At 57.2% G+C, this 25,219-nt stretch carries 26 protein-coding genes; 5 read left to right on the top strand and 21 right to left on the bottom strand.

The features are described from left to right. Window positions 1-4: 4 nt before the first annotated feature. Window positions 5-811 carry a ribonuclease I gene (gene rna / locus DW58_RS08325; protein WP_024547813.1) on the bottom strand — a complete coding sequence of 269 codons (807 nt, stop codon included), beginning with the start codon at window positions 809-811 and terminating at the stop codon, window positions 5-7. Between the two features lie 502 nt (window positions 812-1,313). On the opposite strand from rna, the gene pagP reads away from it, so the two are divergent. Together pagP and cspE are read left to right on the top strand one after the other, a co-directional pair. After that, window positions 1,314-1,865: a lipid IV(A) palmitoyltransferase PagP gene (pagP, locus tag DW58_RS08320; protein WP_152525637.1), complete on the top strand. Its 552-nt coding sequence runs from the start codon at window positions 1,314-1,316 to the stop codon at window positions 1,863-1,865. Between the two features lie 191 nt (window positions 1,866-2,056). Further along, window positions 2,057-2,266 (top strand): transcription antiterminator/RNA stability regulator CspE, encoded by a 210-nt coding sequence (cspE, locus tag DW58_RS08315; protein ID WP_004100146.1) that lies wholly within the window; start codon window positions 2,057-2,059, stop codon window positions 2,264-2,266. Between the two features lie 220 nt (window positions 2,267-2,486). Here cspE and crcB read toward each other — a convergent pair whose 3' ends face one another. Further along, a complete protein-coding gene (gene crcB, locus DW58_RS08310) occupies window positions 2,487-2,867 on the bottom strand; it encodes a fluoride efflux transporter CrcB (protein WP_029696468.1) in 381 nt (126 codons plus the stop codon). 102 nt (window positions 2,868-2,969) lie between these two features. Here crcB and DW58_RS08305 point away from each other — a divergent pair, with 102 nt between their 5' ends. Together DW58_RS08305 and tatE are read left to right on the top strand one after the other, a co-directional pair. Continuing rightward, window positions 2,970-3,758 (top strand): deaminated glutathione amidase, encoded by a 789-nt coding sequence (locus tag DW58_RS08305; protein WP_024547816.1) that lies wholly within the window; start codon window positions 2,970-2,972, stop codon window positions 3,756-3,758. Between the two features lie 126 nt (window positions 3,759-3,884). Continuing rightward, entirely contained in the window at window positions 3,885-4,088 is a 204-nt protein-coding gene (gene tatE, locus DW58_RS08300) for a twin-arginine translocase subunit TatE (RefSeq protein WP_024547817.1), read from the top strand. An 87-nt stretch (window positions 4,089-4,175) separates the two neighbouring features. Here the strand turns inward: tatE and lipA are convergent, their stop codons facing one another. From lipA to leuS, 14 genes are all read right to left on the bottom strand, one after another. Further along, window positions 4,176-5,141 carry a lipoyl synthase gene (gene lipA / locus DW58_RS08295; protein ID WP_024547818.1) on the bottom strand — a complete coding sequence of 322 codons (966 nt, stop codon included), beginning with the start codon at window positions 5,139-5,141 and terminating at the stop codon, window positions 4,176-4,178. Between the two features lie 186 nt (window positions 5,142-5,327). Next, window positions 5,328-6,296: a YbeF family transcriptional regulator gene (locus DW58_RS08290; RefSeq protein WP_024547819.1), complete on the bottom strand. Its 969-nt coding sequence runs from the start codon at window positions 6,294-6,296 to the stop codon at window positions 5,328-5,330. Window positions 6,297-6,605: 309 nt separating this feature from the next. Next, window positions 6,606-7,244 carry a lipoyl(octanoyl) transferase LipB gene (gene lipB, locus DW58_RS08285; RefSeq protein ID WP_024547820.1) on the bottom strand — a complete coding sequence of 213 codons (639 nt, stop codon included), beginning with the start codon at window positions 7,242-7,244 and terminating at the stop codon, window positions 6,606-6,608. An 85-nt stretch (window positions 7,245-7,329) separates the two neighbouring features. After that, window positions 7,330-7,593, bottom strand: a complete 264-nt coding sequence (gene ybeD, locus DW58_RS08280; RefSeq protein ID WP_024547821.1) for a DUF493 family protein YbeD — start codon at window positions 7,591-7,593, stop codon at window positions 7,330-7,332. Window positions 7,594-7,700: 107 nt separating this feature from the next. Next, window positions 7,701-8,912, bottom strand: coding sequence for a D-alanyl-D-alanine carboxypeptidase DacA (dacA, locus tag DW58_RS08275; protein WP_024547822.1), 1,212 nt, complete (start codon window positions 8,910-8,912; stop codon window positions 7,701-7,703). A gap of 135 nt (window positions 8,913-9,047) precedes the next feature. Then, a complete protein-coding gene (rlpA, locus tag DW58_RS08270) occupies window positions 9,048-10,226 on the bottom strand; it encodes an endolytic peptidoglycan transglycosylase RlpA (RefSeq protein ID WP_024547823.1) in 1,179 nt (392 codons plus the stop codon). A gap of 10 nt (window positions 10,227-10,236) precedes the next feature. Next, window positions 10,237-11,349 carry a peptidoglycan glycosyltransferase MrdB gene (gene mrdB, locus DW58_RS08265; protein WP_024547824.1) on the bottom strand — a complete coding sequence of 371 codons (1,113 nt, stop codon included), beginning with the start codon at window positions 11,347-11,349 and terminating at the stop codon, window positions 10,237-10,239. 2 nt (window positions 11,350-11,351) lie between these two features. Next, entirely contained in the window at window positions 11,352-13,253 is a 1,902-nt protein-coding gene (gene mrdA / locus DW58_RS08260) for a peptidoglycan DD-transpeptidase MrdA (RefSeq protein ID WP_024547825.1), read from the bottom strand. A gap of 26 nt (window positions 13,254-13,279) precedes the next feature. Beyond that, the gene (rlmH, locus tag DW58_RS08255) at window positions 13,280-13,747 is read right to left on the bottom strand and encodes a 23S rRNA (pseudouridine(1915)-N(3))-methyltransferase RlmH (RefSeq protein WP_024547826.1); all 468 of its coding nucleotides are present in this window, start codon (window positions 13,745-13,747) and stop codon (window positions 13,280-13,282) included. Between the two features lie 3 nt (window positions 13,748-13,750). Beyond that, the gene (rsfS, locus tag DW58_RS08250) at window positions 13,751-14,068 is read right to left on the bottom strand and encodes a ribosome silencing factor (RefSeq protein WP_024547827.1); all 318 of its coding nucleotides are present in this window, start codon (window positions 14,066-14,068) and stop codon (window positions 13,751-13,753) included. Between the two features lie 261 nt (window positions 14,069-14,329). Then, a complete protein-coding gene (gene nadD, locus DW58_RS08245) occupies window positions 14,330-14,986 on the bottom strand; it encodes a nicotinate-nucleotide adenylyltransferase (RefSeq protein WP_024547828.1) in 657 nt (218 codons plus the stop codon). 1 nt (window position 14,987) lies between these two features. Next, a complete protein-coding gene (gene holA / locus DW58_RS08240; RefSeq protein WP_024547829.1) occupies window positions 14,988-16,019 on the bottom strand; it encodes a DNA polymerase III subunit delta in 1,032 nt (343 codons plus the stop codon). Then, a complete protein-coding gene (lptE, locus tag DW58_RS08235) occupies window positions 16,016-16,606 on the bottom strand; it encodes an LPS assembly lipoprotein LptE (protein ID WP_024547830.1) in 591 nt (196 codons plus the stop codon). The genes holA and lptE overlap by 4 nt, the downstream gene beginning before the upstream one ends. 14 nt (window positions 16,607-16,620) lie before the next feature. Beyond that, window positions 16,621-19,203 carry a leucine--tRNA ligase gene (gene leuS / locus DW58_RS08230; RefSeq protein ID WP_024547831.1) on the bottom strand — a complete coding sequence of 861 codons (2,583 nt, stop codon included), beginning with the start codon at window positions 19,201-19,203 and terminating at the stop codon, window positions 16,621-16,623. Window positions 19,204-19,471: 268 nt separating this feature from the next. On the opposite strand from leuS, the gene DW58_RS08225 reads away from it, so the two are divergent. Further along, window positions 19,472-19,954 carry a zinc ribbon-containing protein gene (locus DW58_RS08225; RefSeq protein ID WP_024547832.1) on the top strand — a complete coding sequence of 161 codons (483 nt, stop codon included), beginning with the start codon at window positions 19,472-19,474 and terminating at the stop codon, window positions 19,952-19,954. Between the two features lie 56 nt (window positions 19,955-20,010). On the opposite strand, the gene DW58_RS08220 is transcribed toward DW58_RS08225, so the two are convergent. The 5 genes from DW58_RS08220 to lnt form a co-directional block, all read right to left on the bottom strand. Further along, window positions 20,011-20,736 (bottom strand): amino acid ABC transporter ATP-binding protein, encoded by a 726-nt coding sequence (locus DW58_RS08220; protein ID WP_024547833.1) that lies wholly within the window; start codon window positions 20,734-20,736, stop codon window positions 20,011-20,013. Then, entirely contained in the window at window positions 20,733-21,410 is a 678-nt protein-coding gene (gene gltK / locus DW58_RS08215; RefSeq protein ID WP_024547834.1) for a glutamate/aspartate ABC transporter permease GltK, read from the bottom strand. The genes DW58_RS08220 and gltK overlap by 4 nt, the downstream gene beginning before the upstream one ends. Next, entirely contained in the window at window positions 21,410-22,150 is a 741-nt protein-coding gene (gene gltJ, locus DW58_RS08210) for a glutamate/aspartate ABC transporter permease GltJ (RefSeq protein WP_024547835.1), read from the bottom strand. Before gltJ ends, gltK begins: the two co-directional genes overlap by 1 nt. A gap of 239 nt (window positions 22,151-22,389) precedes the next feature. Continuing rightward, window positions 22,390-23,301 (bottom strand): amino acid ABC transporter substrate-binding protein, encoded by a 912-nt coding sequence (locus DW58_RS08205; RefSeq protein ID WP_024547836.1) that lies wholly within the window; start codon window positions 23,299-23,301, stop codon window positions 22,390-22,392. Window positions 23,302-23,670: 369 nt separating this feature from the next. Next, window positions 23,671-25,215 (bottom strand): apolipoprotein N-acyltransferase, encoded by a 1,545-nt coding sequence (gene lnt, locus DW58_RS08200; protein ID WP_024547837.1) that lies wholly within the window; start codon window positions 25,213-25,215, stop codon window positions 23,671-23,673. Between the last annotated feature and the right edge of the window lie 4 nt (window positions 25,216-25,219).

The raw sequence follows: 25,219 nt of genomic DNA, 5'->3' as shown, positions 1-25,219 counted from the left end.
GGTATTAGTCGACGCCGACGGCGTCGAGCGTGAAGGTGCTGCCGCAGTTGCCGGGATGCGGCTGCGGCACGAAGCTGGATTTGCTCAGCGGCGCGTTGATGGTGCTGGCCTTAAGGGTGAACTGGATTTCTGTCAGCCAGGCCGGGTTCCCGTCACAGCGCAGCGCCAGCGATTTGGCGGCGTTTTTTCCCCAGGCTTTTTCCACCGCCGCGGTCATCTCACTGCGGCTTACCGTTTTCCCGTAGTTCGCCGCAAGAAACGTCCCCACGGGACTCGCTTTGACCTCGTGGTTCATGCGCACCATGGTGCCAAACCACGCGTCGGGGTCGAAGCCAAAGCACACCCCGTGCCGGGCGTATTCGTAGCGATCGAGGCAGGAGTTGCCCCCGGCGCCGGGCATCACGTCGCTGAGTTTGGCCGCCATCTCCAGCGACAGGCCCGTCTCTTCCGCATCGCATTTGCGGGACGCGCGCACTTCCGGGGCGTTCGGAATCGGGCGTGAGGCGCAGCCGTAGCGGATCCAGCGACGCTCATCCACGCCACGGGCCGCCACGGATTTGGGCAGTGAAGGCCACAGGCCATGCACCGTCAGAAAATGGGTTTTGTCGGGCTGCTCTTTTTGCAGACGGCACTCATCAGGCTCAGAGCGCTTTTCCGCGTGCAGACTCTGGCAGAAGCCGGTCTGCCAGGAGAGGGCGAGAACGTAGCGATCGAAGTCGGCATAGCGGGTCGCCACCAGCGGCTGTGCCTGCGCAAGCGAGGCAGCACACGTCGCCAGGACGCACAAAATACCATACCCGATCTTATTCATTTTTCATCCTGATGTGTTATCCCGCTCATTTCCGGGGGCTATTAAAGCACATAACCTTTAACGAAGGTTGAATAACCCGTGCGTTTTCGATATCAACACGTCTCATCAGAGGTCTGCTTTTATCGCCTGCGACGTTAATTGTCACGCCGCTATTCTGCGTCCTTGTAATGGCAATGGGCGGCCGCGCTGTGCGGGGCGGGAGACTATTTATTTTTTTATCTCACGGCGCAGGTGACAGGCCTGTAAGCCGCGCCACGCGCGGCCAGTGACAACCAGCAGGCCTGTCACGCTTCGGGCAGGCGGCGGGCGAGAATATTGCCAGGGTTATTATATGGTGAGTAAAGAGCTTATTATCCTCGTGAAAACCAGGTGTTAATAAAGCGCGAATATCCGGCTGTTTGAGACTTAACTGAATACTGGTTAGGCTTTCATTAAGGTACTCTCCGTTACGCTGTATCGATATTTTTTGAATGGTATGTAACGCGTGAACTCTTATAAACACCTGGTATTATTTTTAACTCTGCTGACCTGCACTCCTCTGGCTCAGGCCGCAATCGAAAGTGGCAGTACGATAAAAGGCTGGTTTGACACCTTCACCGATAACGTCGCACAGACCTGGGATGCCCCGCAGCACTACGATCTCTACGTGCCTGCCATCACCTGGCACGCCCGTTTCGCCTATGACAAAGACAAAACCGATCGCTATAACGAGCGTCCATGGGGCGCCGGTATCGGGCAGTCGCGTTGGGATGAGAAAGGGAACTGGCACGGCCTGTACGTGATGGCGTTCAAAGACTCCTACAACAAATGGGAACCCTTTGCCGGATACGGCTGGGAAAAGACCTGGCGACCGCTGGCGGATGAGAACTTCCATCTGGGTCTGGGGTACACCGCCGGGGTAACGGCACGCGATAACTGGAACTACATTCCGGTGCCGGCAGTGCTGCCGCTGGCGTCAGTAGGTTACGGCCCGGCAACGTTCCAGATGACCTATATTCCCGGCACATACAACAACGGTAACGTTTACTTCGCGTGGTTTCGCTTCCAGTTTTAAAAGAAATGTAAACGGAAAATCGGGCACTTAGGATATATCCCTTAGAAATTAAGGGGAAAAGGCGGAGCGGCTTTTCAGGAACGAGACTTTTATCACTATTTCGCAAATCTCCACTGGACAAAAGCCGCCACAATTGGTGTACTGATGTCCGACACAGCATTTGTGTCCATTTTCATGTAAAGGTAATATAGATGTCTAAGATTAAAGGTAACGTTAAGTGGTTTAATGAGTCCAAAGGATTCGGTTTCATTACTCCGGAAGATGGCAGCAAAGACGTGTTCGTACACTTCTCTGCGATCCAGAGCAATGGTTTCAAAACTCTCGCTGAAGGTCAGCGTGTAGAGTTCGAAATCACTAACGGTGCCAAAGGCCCTTCAGCTGCTAACGTAATGCCTATCTAAGCTTACGAAGCGCAAGTTTCAAAAACCCGCTCACTGAGCGGGTTTTTTTTGTCCTATTTTTACCCCATCAGTAAAAAAGATAGAGCTTCAGAAACGCCGCCGTCATCAGCACACTGAACGTCAGCGCGCCCATGTTGATCATCTTCTCTCTCATCGCCACACCCTCCGCCTGAAAATAGCCCAAGCGTCGCAGAGTAAGATTAAGGCAAGATGAAGACGCCTACGACGACGCCAGACTGTTTACCAGCCAGAACGCGAATGCCGTCATGATAAATGACCCGGCGAGATTCAGGGCAACATTCAGCCCCGCCCAGGCGTAGCGCCCGTCCTGCAACAGAAACACCACCTCAGCGGAAAACGTCGAGAAGGTGGTTAAACCGCCGCATAAGCCGGTTGTGATAAGCAGCTTCCACATAGGGTCCAGTTGTGGCATACGGTTGAACCACGCCAGCCCGGCACCAATAATAAAGGCACCCACCAGGTTCGCCGTCAGCGTACCGAGCGGAATAGCGTGATGCACCGCGTTGAACCGCAGACTCAGGGCCCAGCGCGCGACGCTGCCCAGCCCACCCCCAATAAACACCGCCAGCAGCAGATTCACCGTCAGTCTCGCCTTTTGCCATCAAAAGCGCAGTGTAGCGCGTCTGTTGGCGGGCTGGCTATCAGGTATACTCAGGCTAAAGCCATTATGCGGGAGCTGACGATGAAAGTTGCAGTGGGGCAGTTCGCGGTAACGCCGGATGCGCGGGCCAATGCGCAAACCTGCGTGGATTTTATGACCAACGCGGCGAAGGCCGATGCCGATCTGCTGGTTCTGCCTGAAGCGCTGCTGGCACGCGACGACGGCGACCCGGATCTGAGCGTCAAATCCGCTCAGGACGTGGACGGCGAGTACCTTGCTACGCTACTGCGTCAAAGCGCCGGAAACACGCTGACAACGGTGCTGACGCTGCATGTGCCCACGCAGCCGGGGAGGGCAGCCAATACGCTGTTTGCCCTGCGCAACGGCGAGATTATCGCGCGCTATGAAAAATTGCATCTGTACGACGCGTTTGCAATGCAGGAGTCGCGTCTGGTTGATGCCGGCCACCAGATCCCACCGCTGATCGAGGTGGCGGGAATGCGGGTAGGGTTGATGACCTGCTATGACGTGCGCTTTCCCGAACTGGCGCTGGCCCATGCGTTAAACGGGGCGGAGGTGCTGGTGCTGCCCGCCGCCTGGGTCCGCGGACCGCTGAAAGAGCACCACTGGCAGACGCTGCTGACCGCACGTGCGCTGGACACCACCTGCTGGGTCATCGCCAGCGGAGAGTGCGGCACGCGCAATATCGGCCAGAGCCGGGTCGTGGACCCGCTTGGCGTGACGGTGGCATCGGCGGCGGAAACCCCCGCGCTCTTTTATGCTGACATCAGCGAAGAACGGGTGGCAGAGGTGCGCGCGCGGCTACCGGTGCTGGCAAACCGGCGTTTCGCTGACCCGCAGCTGCGGTGATGTTTTTTTAATCAACGCTTGATTCATCTTGTTACAGCTTGCTATTGTGTGTCGGGCCAGGAACCCCGTTAAATACAGGGGTACTGAGCCGCGAAGTTCGCAGCCTGTTTTCTAGAGAAGGTATTTATGGGTGAGATTAGTATTACCAAACTGCTGGTGGTAGCAGCACTGGTTGTCTTGTTGTTTGGTACCAAGAAACTGCGCACGCTCGGCGGCGATCTTGGGGCGGCAATTAAAGGCTTCAAAAAAGCGATGAACGACGATGACGCGACCGCAAAAAGCGCATCAGACGCTGCCGCTCCGGCTGACAGACTCTCTCACAAAGAGTAACTGCGCCAGAAGGCAGAGATAAAAAAACCGGCACTCAGGCCGGTTTTTTTATTGCTGTACGCAGATGTGTTACCTGACGTAACAGACTTACTTCACTTCCATCCCTTTTGCCTGCAGATCAGCATGGTAGGAGGAGCGAACAAACGGACCACAGGCCGCGTGGGTAAAGCCCATCGCCAGCGCTTCCGCTTTCATCTCTTCAAACTCGTCCGGGCTGACATAGCGCTGTACCGGCAGGTGATGGCGGCTTGGCTGCAGGTACTGACCCAGCGTCAGCATGGTCACGCCGTGACGACGCAGATCGCGCATAACCTCAATTATTTCCGCATTGGTCTCACCCAGACCGACCATCAGGCCAGATTTGGTTGGCAGCTCTGGATGGGCTTCTTTAAAGCGCTCCAGCAGCTTCAGGGACCAGGCGTAATCGGCACCGGGACGCACCTGACGATACAGACGCGGCACGTTTTCCAGGTTGTGGTTGAACACATCCGGCGGCGTGGCGGTGAGGATATCCAGCGCCTTGTCCATGCGGCCACGAAAATCCGGTACCAGCGTCTCGATTTTGATGGTCGGGTTTTTGTCGCGAATGGCGCTGATGCAGTCAGCAAAGTGCTGGGCACCGCCGTCGCGCAGATCGTCACGGTCAACCGAGGTGACCACGACGTAGCGAAGCCCCATATCGGAAATGGTCTGCGCAAGCTTAAGGGGTTCGTTGGCGTCAGGCGCAACAGGGCGGCCATGTGCCACATCACAGAACGGGCAGCGGCGGGTGCAGATCGCGCCGAGGATCATGAAGGTTGCCGTACCGTGGTTGAAACACTCCGCAAGGTTCGGGCAAGAGGCCTCTTCGCACACCGAGTGCAGGCCATTCTTGCGCATCGCCGCTTTGATTCCCTGGATGCGGGACGAGTCGGCCGGAAGTTTGATTTTCATCCATTCCGGTTTTCTTAACAGGGCCTCGCGCTCCGTCACCACGTTTTTAACCGGGATAAGGGCCATTTTATCGGCGTCGCGGTATTTAACACCGCGTTCCATCACAATGGGTTTACTCATAGCGTGCGTGTTCCAGTTGCGGATATCGAAGGAAAGCGTTTCAGTTCAAGCGAATTTTTTATTTATCAACTATTTTTGAAACAACGCCCGGCAGTATACCATCGATGCCCCCCTGAAAGCAGCACGGGGTGGCACGAAATGGAAAAAGAATTGTAAAGCAGTTGTTACGTTGTGAGCGCGGGTCGGTTAACGCCCCTTCGCGGGAAAGGCGCGCTGCACGGTTTCAATGACGCTTTGCATCATGGGGTCGCGCAGGCTCAGCTTGTTGTAGTGCAGCGTGGTATCAAGCCGATCATCGCTGAACAGCGAGGTGTCAATTTCGCGCAGACGCCAGCTCTCTTTGAACATCTCGAACAGACGCGCTGGCATAATGCCAATCAGATCGCAGCTGCTGATCATCGCGGCAATAGTCACCATGTTGTAGCTGCTGAACGCCACCTGCAAGTTGGGGAACAGGTGATTCAGGCGCTTACGTATTTCGTTTACCGAATCATTCTGCAGGGTGATCAGCGCCTGTTCATGCTCCTGAAGCTGCTCCAGCGACACGGAGGACTGGCTGCACGGATGACCTTCGCGGCACACCATCACCAGACGATCGCTAAAAAGCAGATGGCTGCCGATGGTGCGCGAGGTATAGGTGGAGCCATCGACAACCAGGTCGGTCTGAAACTGGCTAAGCTGGGTTTCGGTATCGGTAATGGCCACATTGCGGATCAGCAAATGGGGATTGGCTTTTTGAATCGCGCTGTAAAGTAATGGAATGACCTGCGCGCCCACCGAAGGCGATGTCGCAATGGTAATGGTGCGCTGTTTGTTATGTGAGCCATGAAAGTCCAGCGCGCCGAGAATCGATTCCAGCCCCTGGCTAATATATTCGTGTAAATGCGTGGCGTATGCCGTCGGCGTTACCCCCTGGCCTTTACGGATGAATAAAGGATCGGGAAATATAAGACGTAATTTCTGGATAGACTGGCTAATGGCGGAGGGCGTCAAATTAAGAATTTTCGCAGCGTTTACAATGCCTTTATGGACGTAAACGGCTTCGAAAATGGTCAGCAGATTGAGATCGATATTACGCAACGTCCTGAATATCTCACGTTTTCTTTCATCGTCCTGCGGTGAAATCATATGTTCAGAGGTGCCCTTATATTCCACGCCTGGTCTCCAGATATATTCACTCTATGAATAATAGTTTACTTTTGGTATTTTTATTGTAGTTGTTGTTTATTTCGACAAAAAAAACGGCGCGTAGCGATTATTTATAGAAATAGCAGAGTGGTAGTACTCTGAACAGGCATTAAGAATATGCCTAATGTAAAGCCCATCAACGGTAAATTACTGTCAATAAGATATTTGCCTTTGGGACCGCAACGAAAATATATAATTCAGCCGTCAATGTAAAGGAGCAATGTTAAATCCTGGGAGACGCCCGCTGTGCAACGGGCTGGCGGTTAAAATATATTCTTATTTGATATTTTCAACTGGTGGATTATTCAGCAGGGCCAGGAAATGCTGCACCAGCAGCGGCTGGACGCTGTCGACGGTAGCATCAGGGTGCAAATCGCTTACCTGCACCATCTGCATACCGGCATAGCCGCAGGGGTTGATGCGCTGGAACGGCGACAGGTCCATGGCGATATTCAGCGCCAGGCCATGGAACGAACACCCTTTGCGAATGCGTAGCCCAAGTGAGCAAATCTTTTGCCCGTTGACGTACACCCCCGGCGCATCGGCACGCGCATAGGCGTCTATTCCCCACTCGGCGAGGGTATTCACCACGGTATTTTCCAGTACCGTGACCAGCTCGCGCACACCAAGACGGCGGCGTTTAAGATTGAGCAGCACATACATCACCTGCTGACCAGGGCCATGGTAGGTCACCTGTCCGCCGCGGTCGCTCTGCACCACGGGAATGTCACCGGCGGCCAGCACGTGTTCGGCTTTACCGGCCTGACCCTGGGTGAAGACCGGGTAGTGCTCAACCAGCCAGATTTCATCGGCGGTCTGCTCATCGCGGGTATCGGTAAAATCATGCATAGCCTGCGATACCGGTTCGTAAGGTTGCAGACCGAGGTGGCGGATCAGAATCTTGTCCTGAAGCAAAACAGCATCTCCGGGGAGCAGAAAGGGTGCGGGGAGTATAACACAGCGGGGCGGGGCAGTACCCGGCTTGCGCCGGGCGGGTGGATCAGAGCACCATACGAACGATGTCGATATTTCCCAGCTCTTCGTACAGGGTTTCAACCTGTTCGATATGCGTCGCGGTAATGGTGATCGAGACAGAGTGGTAGTTTCCTTTGCTGCTCGGTTTTACCTGCGGGGTATAGTCTCCCGGCGCATGGCGCTGCACCACTTCCACCACCATATCGACCAGCTCAGGTTTCGCCAGACCCATTACTTTGTAGGTAAAGGGGGTAGGGAATTCCAGCAGTTCATTCAGTTTGGTTTTCATGTCAGCTCCGGTAGTGCGTAAAAAATAACAACTCCCGCCAGAAGCGGGAGTAAAAAAGAGATGCTTAGTATATGGGGATAAAAATCACACTTTCAAGCGTGTCGATTTTAACCAAACCAGTGGTGGAACATCAGCTTGATGTAATCAATGAGGCGACCAAAGAAGTTACCCTCTTCAATCTGCTCCAGCACCACCAGCGGACGCTGCTCAATGGTTTTACCATCAAGCTGGAAGTTGATGGTGCCGACAACCTGGTTCTTCTGCAGCGGGGCATGCAGTTCCGGCGTGTTCAGCACGTAGCTGGCTTTCAGATCCTTCAGACGGCCGCGCGGGATGGTCAGGTAGAGATCTTTATCAACCCCGAGCGAGGCGCGATCGCTGTCGCCGAACCATGCCGGTTCAGAGGCGAACTCTTTGCCTGCCTTGAGCGGATTCACGGTTTCGAAGAAGCGGAAGCCCCAGGTCAGCAGCTTTTTGCTTTCGGCTTCACGGCCCTTAAAGGTACGGCCGCCCAGCACGGCAGAAACGAGACGCATCTGGCCTTCGGTTGCTGAGGCCACAATGTTGTAGCCCGCTTTCTCGGTGTGACCGGTTTTGATGCCGTCCACGTTCAGGCTGTTGTCCCACAGCAGACCGTTACGGTTGGTCTGGCGGATGCCGTTGAAGGTGAACTCTTTCTCACGGTAAATCACGTATTCCGCCGGCACATCGCGGATCAGCGCCTGGCCAATCAGCGCGATATCGCGCGCGGAGATGTACTGCCCATCGGCATCCAGACCGTGCACAGTCTGGAAGTGAGTGTTCTTCAGGCCGAGCGCGCTGACGTAGCTGTTCATCAGACCGACGAACGCATCCTGGCTGCCGGCAACAAAGTCGGCCATCGCCACGCACGCATCGTTACCGGATTGCAGGTTGATACCGCGGATCAGCTGCGATACCGGCACCTGCATGCCCGGCTTCAGGAACATCAGGGAGGAGCCTTTGAAGACCGGGTTACCGGTCGCCCAGGCGTCCTGACCGATGGTCACCAGATCGGACTCTTTGAATTTGCCCGCTTTCATCGCCTGACCAATTACGTAGCTGGTCATCATTTTTGTCAGGCTGGCCGGATCGCGACGCTGGTCGGCATTCTGCTCGGCCAGCACTTTGCCAGAGTTGTAGTCGATCAGGATATAGGCTTCGGCATCGATCTGCGGTACGCCCGGGATCATCGTTTTAATGTTCAGGTCGTCTGCGTGAGCAGCGGAGAGTGCCGAAACGGAGAGTGCCGTGGCGAGCGCGAGGCGCGTAACAAAATGAGCTGAGAAAGTGGTCTTCATGGTCTGTACAGCGACATCCGTGATGGAATTAAAAAAGTGCTTCACTATAGCAAAAGCCTTACGGGCTGGCATCCGACTTTGCACGTGAGTTTGTTACGGTGCTTTACACAAACTGACAAAGTCGGATGACCGGTTTTACTGGGCTGCAGCGGTGATGAAGGACTGCTGCTGCGCCTCGCTAAGCAAGCGTTGCTGAATAGCCGCGGCCTCGTTGCGGCTGCTGAACGGCCCAAGCTGAATGCGGTAAACCGCGCCGTTCTGGTTCACCTTGCCCGGCACGCCATACTGCTGCGTCAGCTTCTGTAGGAACTGCTGCGCGCGTGCGCCATCGCTGACGGCACCCACCTGCAGCATGTAACCCTGTGAGGCGGCGGCTGGCGCGGCGCTGGCCGCAGGCGCGCTGGAAGCCACCGTACCCTGCGTGGTACCCGGTGCGGTGACCGGCGCGTTCGGCGTGCCCGCTGCCGTCGCCGGAGCGGAGACCGGGGTTGGCGTCTGAACCGGCGCGCTGGCGGTCGGCTGAGACGGCGTATCGCTTTCCAGCACGCCGGCGGTCAGCGGTGCCGGTGCACCCAGGAAGCCGCCGCTTTTGACCGGCGCACCCAGGGTATCTTCGCTTTGCAGGGTATCGTTGTTAATCGGGCGCACGTCGCTTTCGCTGGCGACGGGCTGTGGCTGCGGCGCAGACGAGACGCTGCCCATGCCGCCGCTCAGATCGGGGCGTGCCGGCAGAGCATAGGTCTGCTTCGCCACGGTGGTGCACGCCATACCGGGGCCGGAGAGCGAACCGTCCTGGGCCACGATAATCGGGTCGATACGCACTTTGGTGTTATTCGAGGTATTAAGCCGATCGGCAGCGGCGCGCGAAAGGGAGATCACGCGATCGTTCCCGTACGGGCCACGGTCGTTAATGCGCACCACAATCATCCGGCCGTTGGCGAGGTTGGTTATGCGCGCGTAGCTCGGGATTGGCAGGGTCGGATGCGCTGCGGTGAGCTGCATAGGGTCAAACGGCTCACCGGAAGCGGTCTGATTGCTGCCTGGTTCGGCATCATAGATTGCCGCCAGTCCCGCCTGGGAGAAGCGCGACATATCCTGCACGATGCGGTAATTTTTACCGTCTCGCTGATAATCCTGGTTTGCCGCCGCGATCGGTGGCTCATAGCGCGGTTCCGCGCCGCTGATTTCTACGATCGGGCCATTACACACCGCAGGCTGCGGGGCCGCTTGCTGCTGAGGTTGTCCAACGTCATTCCCGGTACAGGCGGAGAGTAACCCCGCCGCGATGCAGACACCAAGCCACTGCTTACGCATTGCACACCTCTTATACGCTTTTAGAGAGCATTTTCCTGTGGGTATGCATCGACATTACGATGCCAAACCCCGCCATAAGCACGATCAGGGCCGAGCCCCCGTAGCTGACCAGCGGTAGCGGTACGCCAACCACCGGTAAGATACCGCTCACCATCCCGATATTCACAAACACATAGACAAACAAAATCAGCATCAGCCCGCCGGCCATGACGCGCCCGAAGGTGGTCTGGGCGTGAGCCGCGATCCACAGACCGCGCATGATAAGCAGGAGATAGAGCGCCAGCAGTACCAGGACGCCAATCAGCCCTAACTCCTCCGCCAGTACCGCAAAGATAAAGTCGGTGTGGCGTTCGGGCAGAAACTCAAGCTGCGACTGGGTACCGTGCAGCCAGCCTTTACCGCTCAGCCCGCCGGAGCCAATCGCAATTTTGGACTGAATAATATGATAGCCCGCTCCCAGCGGATCGCTTTCCGGATCCAGCAGCATCATTACGCGCTGACGCTGGTAATCGTGCATCAGGAAGAACCAAAGGATAGGGATAAAGGCCGCCACCAGCAGTGCGGCAATGGCGATCAGACGCCAGCTCAGGCCAGACAGGAACAGCACAAACAGGCCGGAGAGCGCCACCAGAATCGAGGTGCCGAGATCGGGCTGGGCGGCTACCAGCAGCGTGGGCATGAAAATCAGCACCAGCGCGATAGCGGTATTCTTCAGGCTGGGAGGGCAGACATCGCGGTTAATAAAGCGTGCCACCATCAGCGGCACGGCGATTTTGGCAATCTCCGACGGCTGGAAACGCACGATGCCGAGATCGAGCCAGCGCTGGGCACCTTTGGAGATAGCCCCGAACGCATCCACCGCAATCAGCAGGATAACGCAGATGATATAGAGATAGGGTGCCCAGCCTTCGTAGACGCGCGGCGGGATCTGTGCCATCACCACCATCACCACCAGCCCCATCAGGATCTGACCGATTTTACGTTCGGTCATGTCGATATCCTGGCCGCTGGCGCTCCAGATCACCATCGCGCTATAGGCGAGCAGCGCCAGAATGATCAGCAGAAACGTGGGGTCGAGATGGATTTTGTCCCAGAACGACTTTTTATTCGGGTTATCGGTCATTGTCACTGGTCCTCAGCGCCTGCCTGCGCAGGTGCCTCAACAGGCAGGTCGGTGTTGTTGTCGCCGAGCATAATATGGTCAAGGATCTGGCGCATGATCGTGCCGACCGCCGGGCCGGCACCGCCGTTTTCAAGGATCATCGCCACCGCCACCTGCGGTTTATCGTAGGGGGCAAAGGCGGTCATCAGCTTATGGTCGCGCAGACGTTCGGCAATTTTATGGGCGTTATAGGTTTCGTTGGCTTTCAGACCAAACACCTGCGCCGTACCGGACTTCGCCGCCACTTTGTAAGGGGCATTGGCAAAGTACTTATGGCCGGTGCCGTTTGCGCGGTTGGCAACGCCATACATACCGTCTTTGGCGATCTCCCAGTAGCCGGAATGAATATCGCCTACCGGCGGCTGCTCGGGCTGCTTCCACAGCTGCTGCTTGCCGTTCACGGCGGTGCTCATCAGCAGGTGAGGGACTTTGACCACCCCATCGTTAATCAGGATCATCATCGCTTTGTTCATCTGCAGCGGCGTTGCGGTCCAGTAGCCCTGGCCGATGCCTACCGGGATGGTGTCACCCTGATACCAGGGTTTTTTAAAGCGTTTGAGCTTCCACTCGCGGGTCGGCATGTTGCCAGAGCGCTCTTCGGCCAGATCGATGCCGGTGAAGTGGCCGTAGCCGAACTTGCTCATCCACTCTGACAGGCGGTCGATGCCCATATCGTAAGCCACCTGATAGAAGAAGGTATCCGCCGACTCCTCCAGGGATTTGGTGACGTTCAGACGACCGTGGCCCCATTTTTTCCAGTCGCGGTAGCGTTTTTCGCTGCCCGGAAGCTGCCACCAGCCGGGGTCGAACAGCGAGGTGTTGCGGTTGATCACCCCGGCACTGAGCGCGGAGACGGCGACATAGGGCTTCACGGTGGAAGCCGGCGGGTAGACACCCTGGGTGGCACGGTTCACCAGCGGCGTATTCGGGTCGTTGAGCAGACCGGAGTAATCCTTGCTGGAGATGCCGTCGACGAACAGGTTCGGGTTATAGCTTGGCGTGGAGACCAGCGCCAGAATGCCACCGGTACGCGGATCGCTTACCACGACCGCGGCGCGGCTGCCTTCAAGCAGGGTTTCAATATAGGTTTGCAGCTTGAGATCGATCGTCAGATAGATGTCGTGCCCGGCCTGAGGCGACACTTCCTTAAGCTGACGGATAACGCGGCCGCGGTTGTTGACTTCAACTTCTTCATAGCCGGTCTGGCCGTGCAGCGCGTCTTCGTAGTAGCGCTCGATACCGAGCTTACCGATATCGTGCGTCGCCGCATAGTTTGCCAGCTTGCCGTCTTTATCCAGGCGTTCGACGTCTTTATCGTTAATTTTAGAGACGTAGCCGATAACGTGGGTGAGGGCCGAGCCGTAAGGGTAGAAGCGGCGTTTGTAGCCCTTCACTTCAACACCGGGGAAACGGTACTGATTAACGGCAAAACGCGCCACCTGCACTTCCGTGAGGTTGGTTTTGACCGGAATTGAGGTAAAGCGGTGCGAACGGGCGCGCTCTTTTTTAAAGGCGGCGATGTCATCGTCGGTCAGATCGACCACATCACGCAGCGACTCCAGGGTCTGCTGCACGTTGTCGACCTTCTCCGGCATCATCTCTACCTGATAGATGGTGCGGTTGAGCGCCAGCGGGATGCCGTTTCGATCGTAAATGATGCCGCGGCTGGGAGGGATCGGCACCAGCTTGATACGGTTTTCGTTGGAGCGGGTCTGATAGTCGTTAAAACGTACGATCTGTACGGTATAGAGGTTGGCTACCAGAACGCCGGTAAGCAGCAGAATGCCGACGAAAGCGACCAGAGCCCTGCGCACAAACAGTGCGGACTCTGCCGAATAATCGCGAAAAGAATTCTGTAATTTCATCCGCAGCTTAATCTACCTGATCGCGTTTATTCACGATGATAAGGGTGGTTAGTGGTAATGCTCCATGCACGATACAGGCTTTCGGCTACCAGCACCCTGACCAGCGGATGGGGCAGGGTCAGCGCCGAGAGCGACCAGCTCTGTTCAGCCGCGGCTTTACAGGCGGGGGAAAGCCCCTCCGGGCCGCCGATGAGCAGGCTGACATCGCGGCCATCCAGCTTCCAGCGTTCCAGTTCCGTTGCCAGCTGGGGCGTATCCCAGGGCTTGCCGGGGATATCGAGCGTGACAATACGGTTTTTCCCGGCTGCGGCCAGCATCAGCTCACCCTCTTTTTCGAGGATACGCTTAATATCGGCATTTTTGCCGCGTTTTCCAGCAGGGATTTCTACCAGTTCGAACGGCATGTCCTTCGGGAAACGGCGTAGATACTCGCTAAATCCGGTCTGCACCCAGTCGGGCATTTTGGTGCCGACGGCGACCAGTTGAAGCTTCACGCATCAGCTCCAGAGTTTTTCCAGTTCATACAGACGACGGCTCTCTTCCTGCATGACGTGGACCATCACATCGCCGAGATCGACCACGACCCAGTCGGCGGCGTTTTCGCCTTCAACGCCAAGCGGCATCAGGCCGGCAGCGCGGGATTCCTGCACGACGTGATCGGCGATGGAGACGACGTGGCGTGTAGAGGTACCGGTGCAGATGATCATGCAGTCGGTGATGCTCGACTTGCCCTGAACATCCAGCGCGACAATATCCTGACCTTTCAGATCGTCGATTTTGTCGATAACGAAATCTTTAAGTGCTTTACCCTGCAAGTGTGTTCCCCCTGGGAGCGTTACGTTAATGATGGCACCCTGCGGCGCACCGCAGACCTGACGGGCGCTACACCCCAGACCTGCCTGAAATCAAGTGGGCTATCATCCCACCGCTGACATAGCTTTGCATCGCCATTTTTGTAAAACAATTTCTAAAAGCGCGCATAGCCAGCGACTAAATTCTGGCTGCGGAGAATATCAGCCTGGTGAACCCTGTCAATGTTTCAACACGATTATCGGCGTTAACCCCGCTGCGCGGCGTTACGTCTCGTCGGGCGCGTGGCGATAAAGCCCCTGCTCGCGGATGTAGCGCTCCACGGCGGCAGGCAGTAGATCGGCGCAGGTGCGGCCCTGGCGCAGGCGCTGACGAATGGCCGTGGCGGAGATATCGAACAGCGGCGTATCGGCCAGCCAGATGCAGCCGGCCGGTTCGTTGTGCAGGCGGCTGACATCGTTGGCAAGGTGAGATTCAAGCCAGCGCTGGTGCGCCTCGCTTGCCATCTTAACCGGATAACCGGGGCGGCGGCAGACCAGAATATGGCACTGGTTGAGCAGCGTATCGGCCTGATGCCAGGTGGGCAGGGTGAGCAGCGAATCCTGACCAATGATAAAACCCAGCGGCTGCTGATAGCCGTGCTCCTGGCGCCACTGGGCGAGCGTCGTCGCCGTATAGGAGGGGGTATCGCGTCGCAGTTCGCGATCGTCAAGACCAAACAGCGGATTGCCGGCAATTGCCAGCTCGACCATCGCTTTGCGCTGGGCGCTGCTGGCTTCGGGCTGGGGGCGATGCGGCGGGACGTTGTTCGGCATAATAATGACGCGCTCAAGCGCAATCTGCTGCGCCAGCGCCTCGACCACCGCCAGATGCCCCAGGTGTATCGGGTCGAAAGTGCCGCCGAACAGCGCGTGAAGCCCCATATCAGGAAGCCTCGAACAGTGCGGCCAGTGACTTATGGCACAGCAGCAGCGACAGCGCCTCCAGTTCCGACCACACCGACTGCCCGTAATCTTTTTTCAGCGTCAGCTCAATCTGGCACAGCTGATGCACCGCGCAGCTTAACTGGTGGGACGACAGACGGGCGAGCGCATCGGTAATCAACGGGCGACGATTCTGCCAGACGCGTTGTTTATCAAACAGCGCACGCAGCGGCGTATGGGCCGATGCGCGCTGCAAATTCACCAGTAAAAGCAGTTCACGTTGCAGCGTGCGCAGCAGGATCACCGGCTCGCTGCCTTCCATGCGTAGCTGATGGAGCACGTGCATGGCGCGTTTGCTCTTGCCCGCCAGCAGGGCATCAACCCAGTGGAACGGCGTGAAATGCGCGGCATCGTTCACCGCCTCTTCAACCCGCGGCAGCGTCAGTTTGCCATCCGGCCAGAGCAGCGCGAGCCGCTCCAGCGCCTGCGCCAGCGCCAGCAGATTGCCTTCATAGCAGTAGCACAGCAGCTGATTGGCGGCGTCATCAAGCGTCAGTTTCATCTGCTTTGCCCGGGTAGCTACCCAGCGCGGAAGCTGGGCGTGCTCGGGCGTCTGACAGATTACCTGGACCGCGCGTGGGGCGAGGGCGGTGATCCAGGCGGCGTTTTCCTGCGCTTTGGTGAGTTTGCCACCGCGCACAATCAGCAGCAGATCGTCATGCAGCAGCGTGACCAGCGTAGCAAGCTGCTCGTTGATGGCGGCGTTAGGCCCGTTTTCCGGCAGCAGCAGGAGCAGCGTTTGCCGACTGGCAAACAGGCTCATCTCCTGGCAGAGCGAGAAGATCTGTTGCCAGTCGGTACTGGCATCGACAGAGACGGTGTGATGTTCGTCGAAACCCGCAGCGGCTGCGCTGCGGCGCACGGCATCCTGACTCTCCTGCAACAGCAGCGGATCGTTGCCGAGCAGAAGATACGCCAGGCGCAGCCCTTCATTGAGCTGCGCCTGAAGTTGTTCAGGATAGAGACGAATCATTGCGGGGTGAGCGTGGTGGAAACGCGATTGCTGTTTTCCGGCGTGGTCAGCGCAGGTGCAGGTGCGTCCTGCCCTTGCGAGGCCGCCACGTCCTGAGCGTGTACGCTCATCAGCTTACGAATCAGCTGCTCTGCGGCTTTGTCGTACATTTCCTGGATAATCAGCGCCTGCTCGGAGTCTTTCGCCAGCGCAGTCTGCGGGTTATCGAAGAACGAACGGTACACCTTGGTGCTGATCGGATAGATGTCGTGACCCGGAATCAGTACCTGACCGGAGACGGTCATGATCATCTGATACTCCGCGGTACGCCCGTTCTGGAACACCGACGCGGTATCTTTCGCAATCGACGCACCGCCGATACGCAGCGACGGAATATCCTGACGCAGCGTGTTTTTCTCGACCAGCGTCACGCCGTTCAGCCGCAGCTGTTCACGAATAGCGCGCGCCAGCGGACCGTTCGGATCGCCCGTATCGAAGATCATGGTTTTCATTTCTGGCGGCACCGCGGTGGTGCTGCGCAGGTGCCATCCACATCCGGCGGTGACCAGCACCGCCAGGCTTAGTAACAGAGTGACTAAATATCGCACACTTCCTCCTGCGCTTAGCCTACGACCAGGTTAAGCAGTTTGCCCGGTACGTAAATCACTTTACGCACGGTAACGCCGTCGAGATATTTCGCAACCAGATGCTCCTGGCCTGCGCGTTCACGAACCTGTTCTTCAGTGGCATCTGCCGCAACGGTGATTTTGCCACGCACTTTACCGTTAACCTGTACTACCACCAGCGTGGTGTCTTCCACCATCGCGCTTTCGTCCGCCTGCGGCCACGGCGCGTTGTCCACATCGCCTTCGCCGTTCAGTTCCTGCCAGAGGGTGAAGCAAACGTGCGGCGTGAACGGATACAGCATGCGCACCACGGCCAGCAGCGCTTCGTTCATCAGCGCGCGATCCTGCTCGCTCTCCTGCGGTGCTTTGAGCAGACGGTTCATCAGCTCCATGATGGCGGCAATCGCGGTGTTGAAGGTCTGACGACGACCGATATCATCGGTCACTTTCGCGATGGTCTTGTGAACTTCACGACGCAGCGTTTTCTGATCTTCGTTCAGGGCGCTCACATCCAGCGCGGCAACCGGGCCAGCAGCGGTGTGTTCGTAGACCAGTTTCCAGACGCGTTTCAGGAAGCGGTTTGCGCCTTCCACGCCGGACTCCTGCCACTCAAGCGTCATGTCAGCCGGAGAGGCGAACATCATGAACAGACGCACGGTATCCGCGCCGTAACGCTCTACCATCTCCTGCGGGTCGATGCCGTTGTTTTTCGACTTCGACATCTTGCTCATGCCGGTATACACCAGCTCGTGGCCCGCCGGATCGGTCGCTTTGATAATGCGGCCTTTCTCGTCGCGCTCAACGATCGCCTCTTTCGGTGACACCCAGATGCGCTCGCCGTTATTGCCGGTGTAGTAAAACGCGTCGGCCAGTACCATACCCTGACACAGCAGCTGCTTCGCCGGCTCGTCTGAGTTCACCAGGCCCGCATCGCGCATCAGCTTATGGAAGAAGCGGAAATAGAGCAGGTGCATGATGGCATGTTCAATACCACCGATGTAAATATCGACCGGCAGCCAGTAGTTCGCGGCGTTCGGGTCGAGCATGCCGTCGGTATGCTGCGGGCAGGTGTAGCGCGCGTAGTACCAGGAGGACTCCATGAAGGTGTCGAAGGTATCGGTTTCGCGCAGCGCAGGCTGACCGTTGACGGTGGTTTTCGCCCACTCCGGGTCGGCTTTGATAGGGCTGGTAATGCCGTCCATCACCACGTCTTCCGGCAGGATAACCGGCAGCTGGTCTTCCGGCGTCGGCATCACGGTGCCGTCTTCCAGCGTCACCATCGGAATCGGTGCGCCCCAGTAGCGCTGACGGGAAACACCCCAGTCGCGCAGGCGGTAGTTCACTTTACGCTCGCCAACGCCTTTCGCGGCCAGCGTGTCGGCAATGGCGTTGAATGCAGCGCTGAAGTCGAGGCCGTCGAACTCGCCGGAGTTAAACAGCACGCCTTTCTCAGTGTGTGCCTGGGCGGAGAGATCCGGCGCAGAGCCGTCGGCCGCCAGAATCACCGGTTTGATCTCCAGACCGTATTTGGTGGCGAATTCGTAGTCGCGCTGATCGTGACCCGGTACGGCCATAACAGCACCGGTGCCGTATTCCATCAGCACAAAGTTGGCGACCCACACCGGAATGGCTTCGCCGGTCAGCGGATGAATCGCCTTCACGCCGGTATCGAGGCCTTTCTTCTCCATGGTTGCCATTTCAGCTTCGGCAACTTTGGTGTTACGGCATTCAGCAATGAAATCGGCCAGCGCCGGGTTGCTGGCAGCCGCGGCGGTAGCCAGCGGGTGTCCGGCAGCAACCGCCAGATAGGTCACGCCCATAAAGGTATCCGGACGGGTGGTGTAGACGGTCAGCTTCTGGTCACTGCTCTGCACGTCAAAGGTGATCTCGACGCCTTCTGAGCGGCCAATCCAGTTGCGCTGCATGGTCTTCACGGTATCTGGCCAGTGATCGAGTTTGTCCAGATCGTTCAGCAGTTCGTCGGCGTAGGCGGTGATTTTGATAAACCACTGCGGGATCTCTTTACGCTCAACTTTGGTGTCGCAGCGCCAGCAGCAGCCGTCGATAACCTGCTCGTTAGCCAGTACGGTCTGATCGTTCGGGCACCAGTTCACCGCGGAGGTTTTCTTGTACACCAGCCCTTTTTTATACAGCTCGGTGAAGAACTTCTGCTCCCAGCGATAGTACTCGGGTTGGCAGGTCGCCAGCTCGCGGCTCCAGTCATAGCCAAAGCCCAGCATTTTGAGCTGGTTTTTCATGTAGTTGATGTTGTCGTAGGTCCACGGTGCCGGCGCGGTGTTGTTCTTCACCGCTGCGCCTTCTGCCGGCAGGCCGAACGCATCCCAGCCGATAGGCTGCAGCACGTTTTTGCCGAGCATACGCTGGTAACGGGCGATAACGTCGCCGATGGTGTAGTTACGAACGTGGCCCATGTGTAGGCGACCAGAAGGATAGGGCAGCATCGACAGGCAGTAGTACTTCTCTTTGCTTGCGTCTTCCGTCACTTCAAAAGTGCGCTTCTCTTCCCAGTGAAGCTGTACGTTGGATTCTATCTCTTCCGGGCGATATTGCTCTTGCATGGCAGCCAGTGGTCCTGTGTTAAAACAGCTACAGTGGTAGCTAACGGTAGTATTTCAGATCCGCATAGCATAGCCGATTCGCCCGCCTGGCAACAGTCTTTCCCGGCAGAGATGTTTGGCATGCGGCACGCCTCGCAGATGGGTGCATATTGTGCGTATGCAGGCCGCAGCTTTGCATTCCTTTACAGCAGATGTGCAGCGGCTAACAAAGGGAGCGGGAATTAACGTCTATTATTAGAAGAGGTTACCTTACAGGAGAGAAAAGCGAATGAACAAGGTTGCTCAATATTACCGGGAACTGGTGGCCCAGCTCACCGAGCGGCTGCGCAACGGCGAGCGTGATATCGATGCGCTGGTCGCCAGCGCGCGTGAACGCGTGGTGCAGACGGGCGAACTGACGCGCACGGAAGTGGATGAGGTAACCCGGGCGGTGCGCCGCGATCTGGAGGAGTTTGCCAGAAGCTATGGCGAGAGCCAGGAAGAGTTCACCGACAGCGTATTTATGCGGGTAATCAAGGAAAGCCTGTGGCAGGAGCTGGCGGACATCACCGACAAAACTCAGCTCGAATGGCGAGAAGTGTTCCAGGACCTCAACCATCACGGTGTCTACCACAGCGGTGAAGTGGTGGGGCTGGGTAATCTGGTGTGCGAGAAGTGCCACTACCACCTGGCGGTCTATACCCCCGACGTGCTGCCGGTGTGTCCGAAGTGCGGGCACGATCAGTTCCAGCGCAGGCCGTTCGAACCCTGATAAAAAAAGCCTTCCACGTGGAAGGCTTTTTATTCTGCGCGGGCAGAATCCGGCAATTAGTGGAGGATTTTGGCGAGGAAGTCTTTGGCGCGTTCGGACTTCGGATTGGCGAAAAACTCCTCTTTTTGCGCATCCTCAACGATTTTCCCTTCATCCATAAAGATGACGCGGTGCGCCACTTTACGGGCGAAGCCCATTTCGTGCGTTACCACCATCATGGTCATCCCTTCCTGTGCCAGCTCAACCATTACGTCCAGCACTTCGTTGATCATCTCCGGATCGAGTGCCGAGGTGGGTTCGTCAAACAGCATCGCCACCGGATCCATGCACAGCGCGCGGGCGATTGCCACACGCTGCTGCTGGCCGCCGGAGAGCTGTGCCGGGAACTTGTTGGCGTGCGCCGACAGTCCGACGCGCTCCAGCAGCTTCAGCCCCTTATCGCGGGCTGCGGCTTTGTCACGCTTCAGAACCTTAACCTGCGCCAGGGTCAGGTTTTCGATAATCGAGAGGTGAGGGAACAGTTCGAAATGCTGGAACACCATCCCCACGTGGGAACGCAGCTGTGCGAGGTTGGTTTTCTTGTCGTTCACCCGGGTGCCGTTGACGGTAATCTCGCCCTTCTGGACAGGCTCAAGGCCGTTCACCGTTTTGATAAGGGTGGACTTACCCGAGCCTGACGGGCCGCAAACCACGACCACTTCGCCTTTTTTCACCTCGGTGGAGCAATCGGTCAACACCTGAAAGTGACCATACCATTTAGAAACGTTTTTCAGGGAAATCATGACACAGTCCTTCTTTTCAGATAGCTGACCAGCAACGAGGCGCTCAGGCTGATAACAAAGTAAACGAAACCGGCGAAGAGGATCATTTCGACCTGGGTACCGTCGCGCTCACCAATGGTGGAGGCGGTGCGGAAGAAGTCCGCGAGGCTCAACACATAGACCAGCGAGGTATCCTGGAACAGGACGATCCCCTGGGTGAGCAGCAGCGGCACCATGGCGCGGAACGCCTGCGGCAGAATAATAAGCTTCATCGACTGCCAGTGGGTCATCCCCAGTGCCAGCGCGGCGTGGGACTGGCCGCGGGAGATGCTCTGGATCCCGGCGCGGATAATTTCGGAGTAGTAGGCCGCTTCGAACATCGAGAAGGCGACCATCGCCGAGATAAGGCGGATATCCGTGCTCGGCGACAGGCCCAGCACCTGCTGCAACAGGCCAGGGACAATCAGGTAAAACCACAGCAGCACCATCACCAGCGGAATGGAGCGGAAGACGTTGACGTAGCTGCTGGCAAACCAGGCCAGTGGCTTGAAGGTCGACAGACGCATCACCGCCAGCAGCGTTCCCCAGACGATCCCCACCACCACGGCGGTGAGGGTGATCTTCAGGGTAATCATCAGGCCGTCCAGCAGATAGGGCATGGCCGGCAGAATAGAACTCCAGTCAAACTCGTACATTATTTGCCCCCCATATTGCCCGGCAGGCGAATTTTGCGCTCGACGAGGTTCATCACCAGCATAATCACGGCGTTAATCAGCACGTAGGCCAGCGTGATCGCGGTAAAGGATTCCCAGGCATGCGCGGAGTAGTCCAGCAGCTTGCCAGCCTGAGCGGCCATGTCCACCAGGCCGATGGTCGAGGCGATGGCCGAGTTTTTCACCAGGTTCATCATCTCAGAGGTCATCGGCGGCACGATAACGCGATAGGCGTTTGGCAGCAGCACGTAGCGATACGCCTGAGGCAGCGTGAGCCCCATCGCCAGCGCGGCGTTCTTCTGGCCGCGCGGCAGCGACTGGATCGCGGCGCGCACCTGTTCGCACACGCGTGCTGCGGTAAACAGGCCCAGACAGATCATGGAAGAGAGGAAGAACTGAATGTTGGGATCGAGCTCCGCTTTAAACCACATGCCGAGATCTTCCGGCAGCAGCTCGGGCACCACCAGATACCAGGTGAAGAATTGCACGATCAGCGGGACGTTACGGAACAGTTCAACGTAGCAGGTGCCGAGACCGGACAAAAAGCGGTTCGGAACGGTACGCAGGATGCCAAACAGGGAGCCGACAAAGAAAGCGATAATCCAGGCGGTAATCGACAGCGCGACGGTGACCTGAAAACCACTCCACAACCAGCCGAGATAGGTGGTGTTGCCGAACGGGGCGGACTGTAAAAAGATCCCCCAGTTCCAGTCTATAGACATAATACACTCCGAAAAAATGAGGGTAGCAGCGCTACCCTCGAAGATTGTTAAGAAGCTTTTTACCTTTGTGTATCAGGCGTCACTGTTTTTTATACCGTGTCGCTACAGTGGCGACCGGGGTGTGTTACCTGTACCCGCTGGGTAATTCGCGCCCGATGGGGAACGGCCATCAGGCGTATAGTCTGTCCGTGCTTCAGAGCAATCGAGAGGGCAGGAGAACCCGCCCCTAATGGTTGTAATTAATTCAGTGCCTTGTCGTTTGGCTCTTTGAACAGCGCTTTCATTTCATCGGAAAGCTCAAAGTTCAGGTTGAGATTTTTCGGTGGGATAGGGTTTTTGAACCACGTATCAAACCACTTGGCGCCTTCGCCGGAGGTCTCCACCCTGGCGATGGTGTCATCAATCAGCTTTTTAAACTCGGTGTCGCCTTTACGTAGCATACAGCCGTAGGCTTCCTGAGACTGCGGCGTGCCGACGATATCCCACTGATCCGGTTTCTTCGCTTTCGCACGCTCACCTGCCAGCAGGGCGTCATCCATCATAAACGCCACCGCGCGGCCGCTTTCCAGGGTGCGGAACGAGTCACCGTGGTCTTTGGCGCTGATGATGCGCATATCCATTTTCTTCTCGTCGTTCAGCTTGTGCAGCAGCACTTCGGAAGTGGTACCCGAGGTCACGACTACCGCTTTGCCTTTCAGGTCGTCGAAATCTTTAACCGCGCCGCCTTTTTTGGTCAGTAAACGGGTGCCGACCACAAAGATGGTGTTGGAGAAGGCAGCCTGCTTCTGGCGTTCAACGTTGTTAGTGGTCGAGCCGCACTCAAAATCGAAGGTGCCGTTCTGCAGCAGCGGGATACGGTTCTGAGAGGTGATAGGGATCAGCTTAACCTGCAGATCCGGCTTGTTCAGTTTGGTTTTCACCGCTTCAACGATAGCGTTGGAGTAAGCCTGAGAGTAGCCCACCACTTTCTGCTGGTTATCGTAGTAAGAGAAAGGTACGGATGACTCACGGTGGCCAACCACGATGACACCGTTTTTGGCAATTTTATCCAGCGTGCTCTGCTGTGCAGTGCCCGCGGCATCTTCAGCCTGAGCAACGCCTGCGGTGATACCCATCACCAGCATTGCCGCGGCCAGTTTACGTAATTGCATATCCAACTCCTTTATCGCAGCGCCAGGGACGCTGTTGATACCCATGTGAGTGTGTATGTTGTTATGTCTGCCGTAATATCGCGCAGTATTGTTGCTATTTGTTAACATCCAGCCTGGCTTAATGTAAAGATTTAGTGATTATATTGTTTATTTTTGCGAAGCGCGCCGCACCGTTTCAAGGCAAAAATCTTTTCATGCACCAATTTGGTGCCGCTGCTGTGCCGTGCTGGTGCAGGGCATTCATGCTAACGCTGATGCAGCGACGCCGGGCCGTTGTGTTAGTAAGTATTAAGCAAGGGGTGTGCCAGAATTGCGGGGAAGGGGGAGAGCGTTATAAAAGAAAGGCCCGCCGAGGCGGGCCCTGAAGCATCAGGCTTTACGCGTTCTGGCGCGCAGGCTCATCACCAGCGCCGCAAAACCGAAGATAACGGTCAGCGCCCAGAGCGGCCAGTTGCCCATTCGGGCATAGGGGGTAAGCCCGGTTGCTGGGGTCACCGTTGCATCCAGCGTCTGGCGAGTGAACTGCGGGATAATCTTCTGCACTTCACCCTGCGGGCCAATCACCGCCGTAACGCCGTTGTTGGTGCTGCGCAGCAGAGGACGAGCCAGCTCCAACGCACGCATACGCGCCATCTGGAAGTGCTGCCACGGCCCGATAGAGTGACCGAACCACGCATCGTTCGATATCGTCAGCAGGAAATCGGTATCGGCACGGAAGTTGTCCCGCACCTGCTCACCAAGAATAATCTCGTAGCAGATGGCCGCCGTCATTTTAAAGCCGTGGGCCTGCAGCTGGGGCTGTACGTACGGGCCACGGCTGAAGGACGACATCGGCAGATCGAAGAACGGCGCCAGCGGGCGCAGAATGCTCTCCAGCGGTACAAACTCCCCGAAAGGTACCAGGTGATTTTTGTTGTAGCGGTTGGTTGAGCGATAGCTGTAGGGGCTGCCCGCACCGAGCGTGATGATGGTGTTATAGGTATCGTAGCGGTTGTGGCCGTTCAGCCGCGCATCCACCAGACCGGTGATCAGCGTGCTGTTACGCGACGTGAGCAGCGAGTCCAGGGTGGTCAACAGCTGCTGCTGGTTGATCTCCAGATCGGGAATAGCCGACTCCGGCCAGATGATAAGCTGGGCTTTGCCCATCTGCGCCTGGGTGGCGGAGGTGTAAATATCCAGCGTGCGGTAAAGCTCATCCTCGTTCCACTTCAGCGCCTGCGGGATATTGCCCTGCACCAGCGCAACGCGGGTCGCCCGCTCTGGCTGCAAGGTAAACCAGCTGAGATAGCGCAGCGGCCAGGCGAGCGCAAACAGCGCAATCGCCAGCGCCAGCGGTTGCCAGCGGCGTTTAACCGCGGCCAGCACCAGCATGCCGCTTAGCGCCATCAGCAGGAAGGTAATGCTCTCCACGCCAGCAACCGGCGCCAGCCCCTTCAGCGGACCGTCAATCTGGGTGTAGCCAAACTGCAGCCACGGGAAACCGGTCAGCACCCAGCCGCGCAGGAACTCGCTGCACTGCCAGACCACCGGTGCGGCGATCGTCAGCCTTACCCAGCCCGCCTTCGGCCACAGGCGCGTCAGTACCCCGGCGAACAGCCCGGTGTAGAGCGATAGATAGGCCGCCAGCAACACCACGAGGAAGATATTGATCGCTTCCGGCATTCCGCCAAACTGGGCGATGCTGACATACACCCAGTTTACACCGCTGCCGAACAGCCCCAGCCCCCAGAAGAAGCCGATAAGCGCGCTCTGCATGGGCCTGCGATGCAGGGTTAACCCCTGAAGCGCCACCAGCGAGAGCAGGGCGGCTGGCCAGAAATCAAAAGGTGAAAAAGCCAGCGTACCGCTGGCTCCGAACAGTAAGGCCAGCAGCAGACGAACCGGCTGGCGGTTATACCAGGAAGCAACTTCCATTTGA

This window comes from Siccibacter turicensis LMG 23730, assembly GCF_000463155.2.
Taxonomy (GTDB): Bacteria; Pseudomonadota; Gammaproteobacteria; order Enterobacterales; family Enterobacteriaceae; genus Siccibacter; species Siccibacter turicensis.
The sequence above is the reverse complement of the archived record's forward strand: the minus strand, read 5'-3'. Positions and strand labels throughout refer to the sequence as shown.

Bases quoted from the DNA above. Each gene is read 5' to 3' on its own strand.
- rna (WP_024547813.1), bottom strand. From the start codon at position 811: ATGAATAAGATCGGGTATGGTATTTTGTGCGTCCTGGCGACGTGTGCT.
- cspE (WP_004100146.1), top strand. From the start codon at position 2,057: ATGTCTAAGATTAAAGGTAACGTTAAGTGGTTTAATGAGTCCAAAGGA.
- DW58_RS08305 (WP_024547816.1), top strand. From the start codon at position 2,970: ATGAAAGTTGCAGTGGGGCAGTTCGCGGTAACGCCGGATGCGCGGGCC.
- tatE (WP_024547817.1), top strand. From the start codon at position 3,885: ATGGGTGAGATTAGTATTACCAAACTGCTGGTGGTAGCAGCACTGGTT.
- lipA (WP_024547818.1), bottom strand. From the start codon at position 5,141: ATGAGTAAACCCATTGTGATGGAACGCGGTGTTAAATACCGCGACGCC.
- ybeD (WP_024547821.1), bottom strand. From the start codon at position 7,593: ATGAAAACCAAACTGAATGAACTGCTGGAATTCCCTACCCCCTTTACC.
- dacA (WP_024547822.1), bottom strand. From the start codon at position 8,912: ATGAAGACCACTTTCTCAGCTCATTTTGTTACGCGCCTCGCGCTCGCC.
- rlpA (WP_024547823.1), bottom strand. From the start codon at position 10,226: ATGCGTAAGCAGTGGCTTGGTGTCTGCATCGCGGCGGGGTTACTCTCC.
- mrdB (WP_024547824.1), bottom strand. From the start codon at position 11,349: ATGACCGATAACCCGAATAAAAAGTCGTTCTGGGACAAAATCCATCTC.
- mrdA (WP_024547825.1), bottom strand. From the start codon at position 13,253: ATGAAATTACAGAATTCTTTTCGCGATTATTCGGCAGAGTCCGCACTG.
- nadD (WP_024547828.1), bottom strand. From the start codon at position 14,986: ATGGGGCTTCACGCGCTGTTCGGCGGCACTTTCGACCCGATACACCTG.
- holA (WP_024547829.1), bottom strand. From the start codon at position 16,019: ATGATTCGTCTCTATCCTGAACAACTTCAGGCGCAGCTCAATGAAGGG.
- leuS (WP_024547831.1), bottom strand. From the start codon at position 19,203: ATGCAAGAGCAATATCGCCCGGAAGAGATAGAATCCAACGTACAGCTT.
- DW58_RS08225 (WP_024547832.1), top strand. From the start codon at position 19,472: ATGAACAAGGTTGCTCAATATTACCGGGAACTGGTGGCCCAGCTCACC.
- DW58_RS08220 (WP_024547833.1), bottom strand. From the start codon at position 20,736: ATGATTTCCCTGAAAAACGTTTCTAAATGGTATGGTCACTTTCAGGTG.
- gltK (WP_024547834.1), bottom strand. From the start codon at position 21,410: ATGTACGAGTTTGACTGGAGTTCTATTCTGCCGGCCATGCCCTATCTG.
- gltJ (WP_024547835.1), bottom strand. From the start codon at position 22,150: ATGTCTATAGACTGGAACTGGGGGATCTTTTTACAGTCCGCCCCGTTC.
- DW58_RS08205 (WP_024547836.1), bottom strand. From the start codon at position 23,301: ATGCAATTACGTAAACTGGCCGCGGCAATGCTGGTGATGGGTATCACC.
- lnt (WP_024547837.1), bottom strand. From the start codon at position 25,215: ATGGAAGTTGCTTCCTGGTATAACCGCCAGCCGGTTCGTCTGCTGCTG.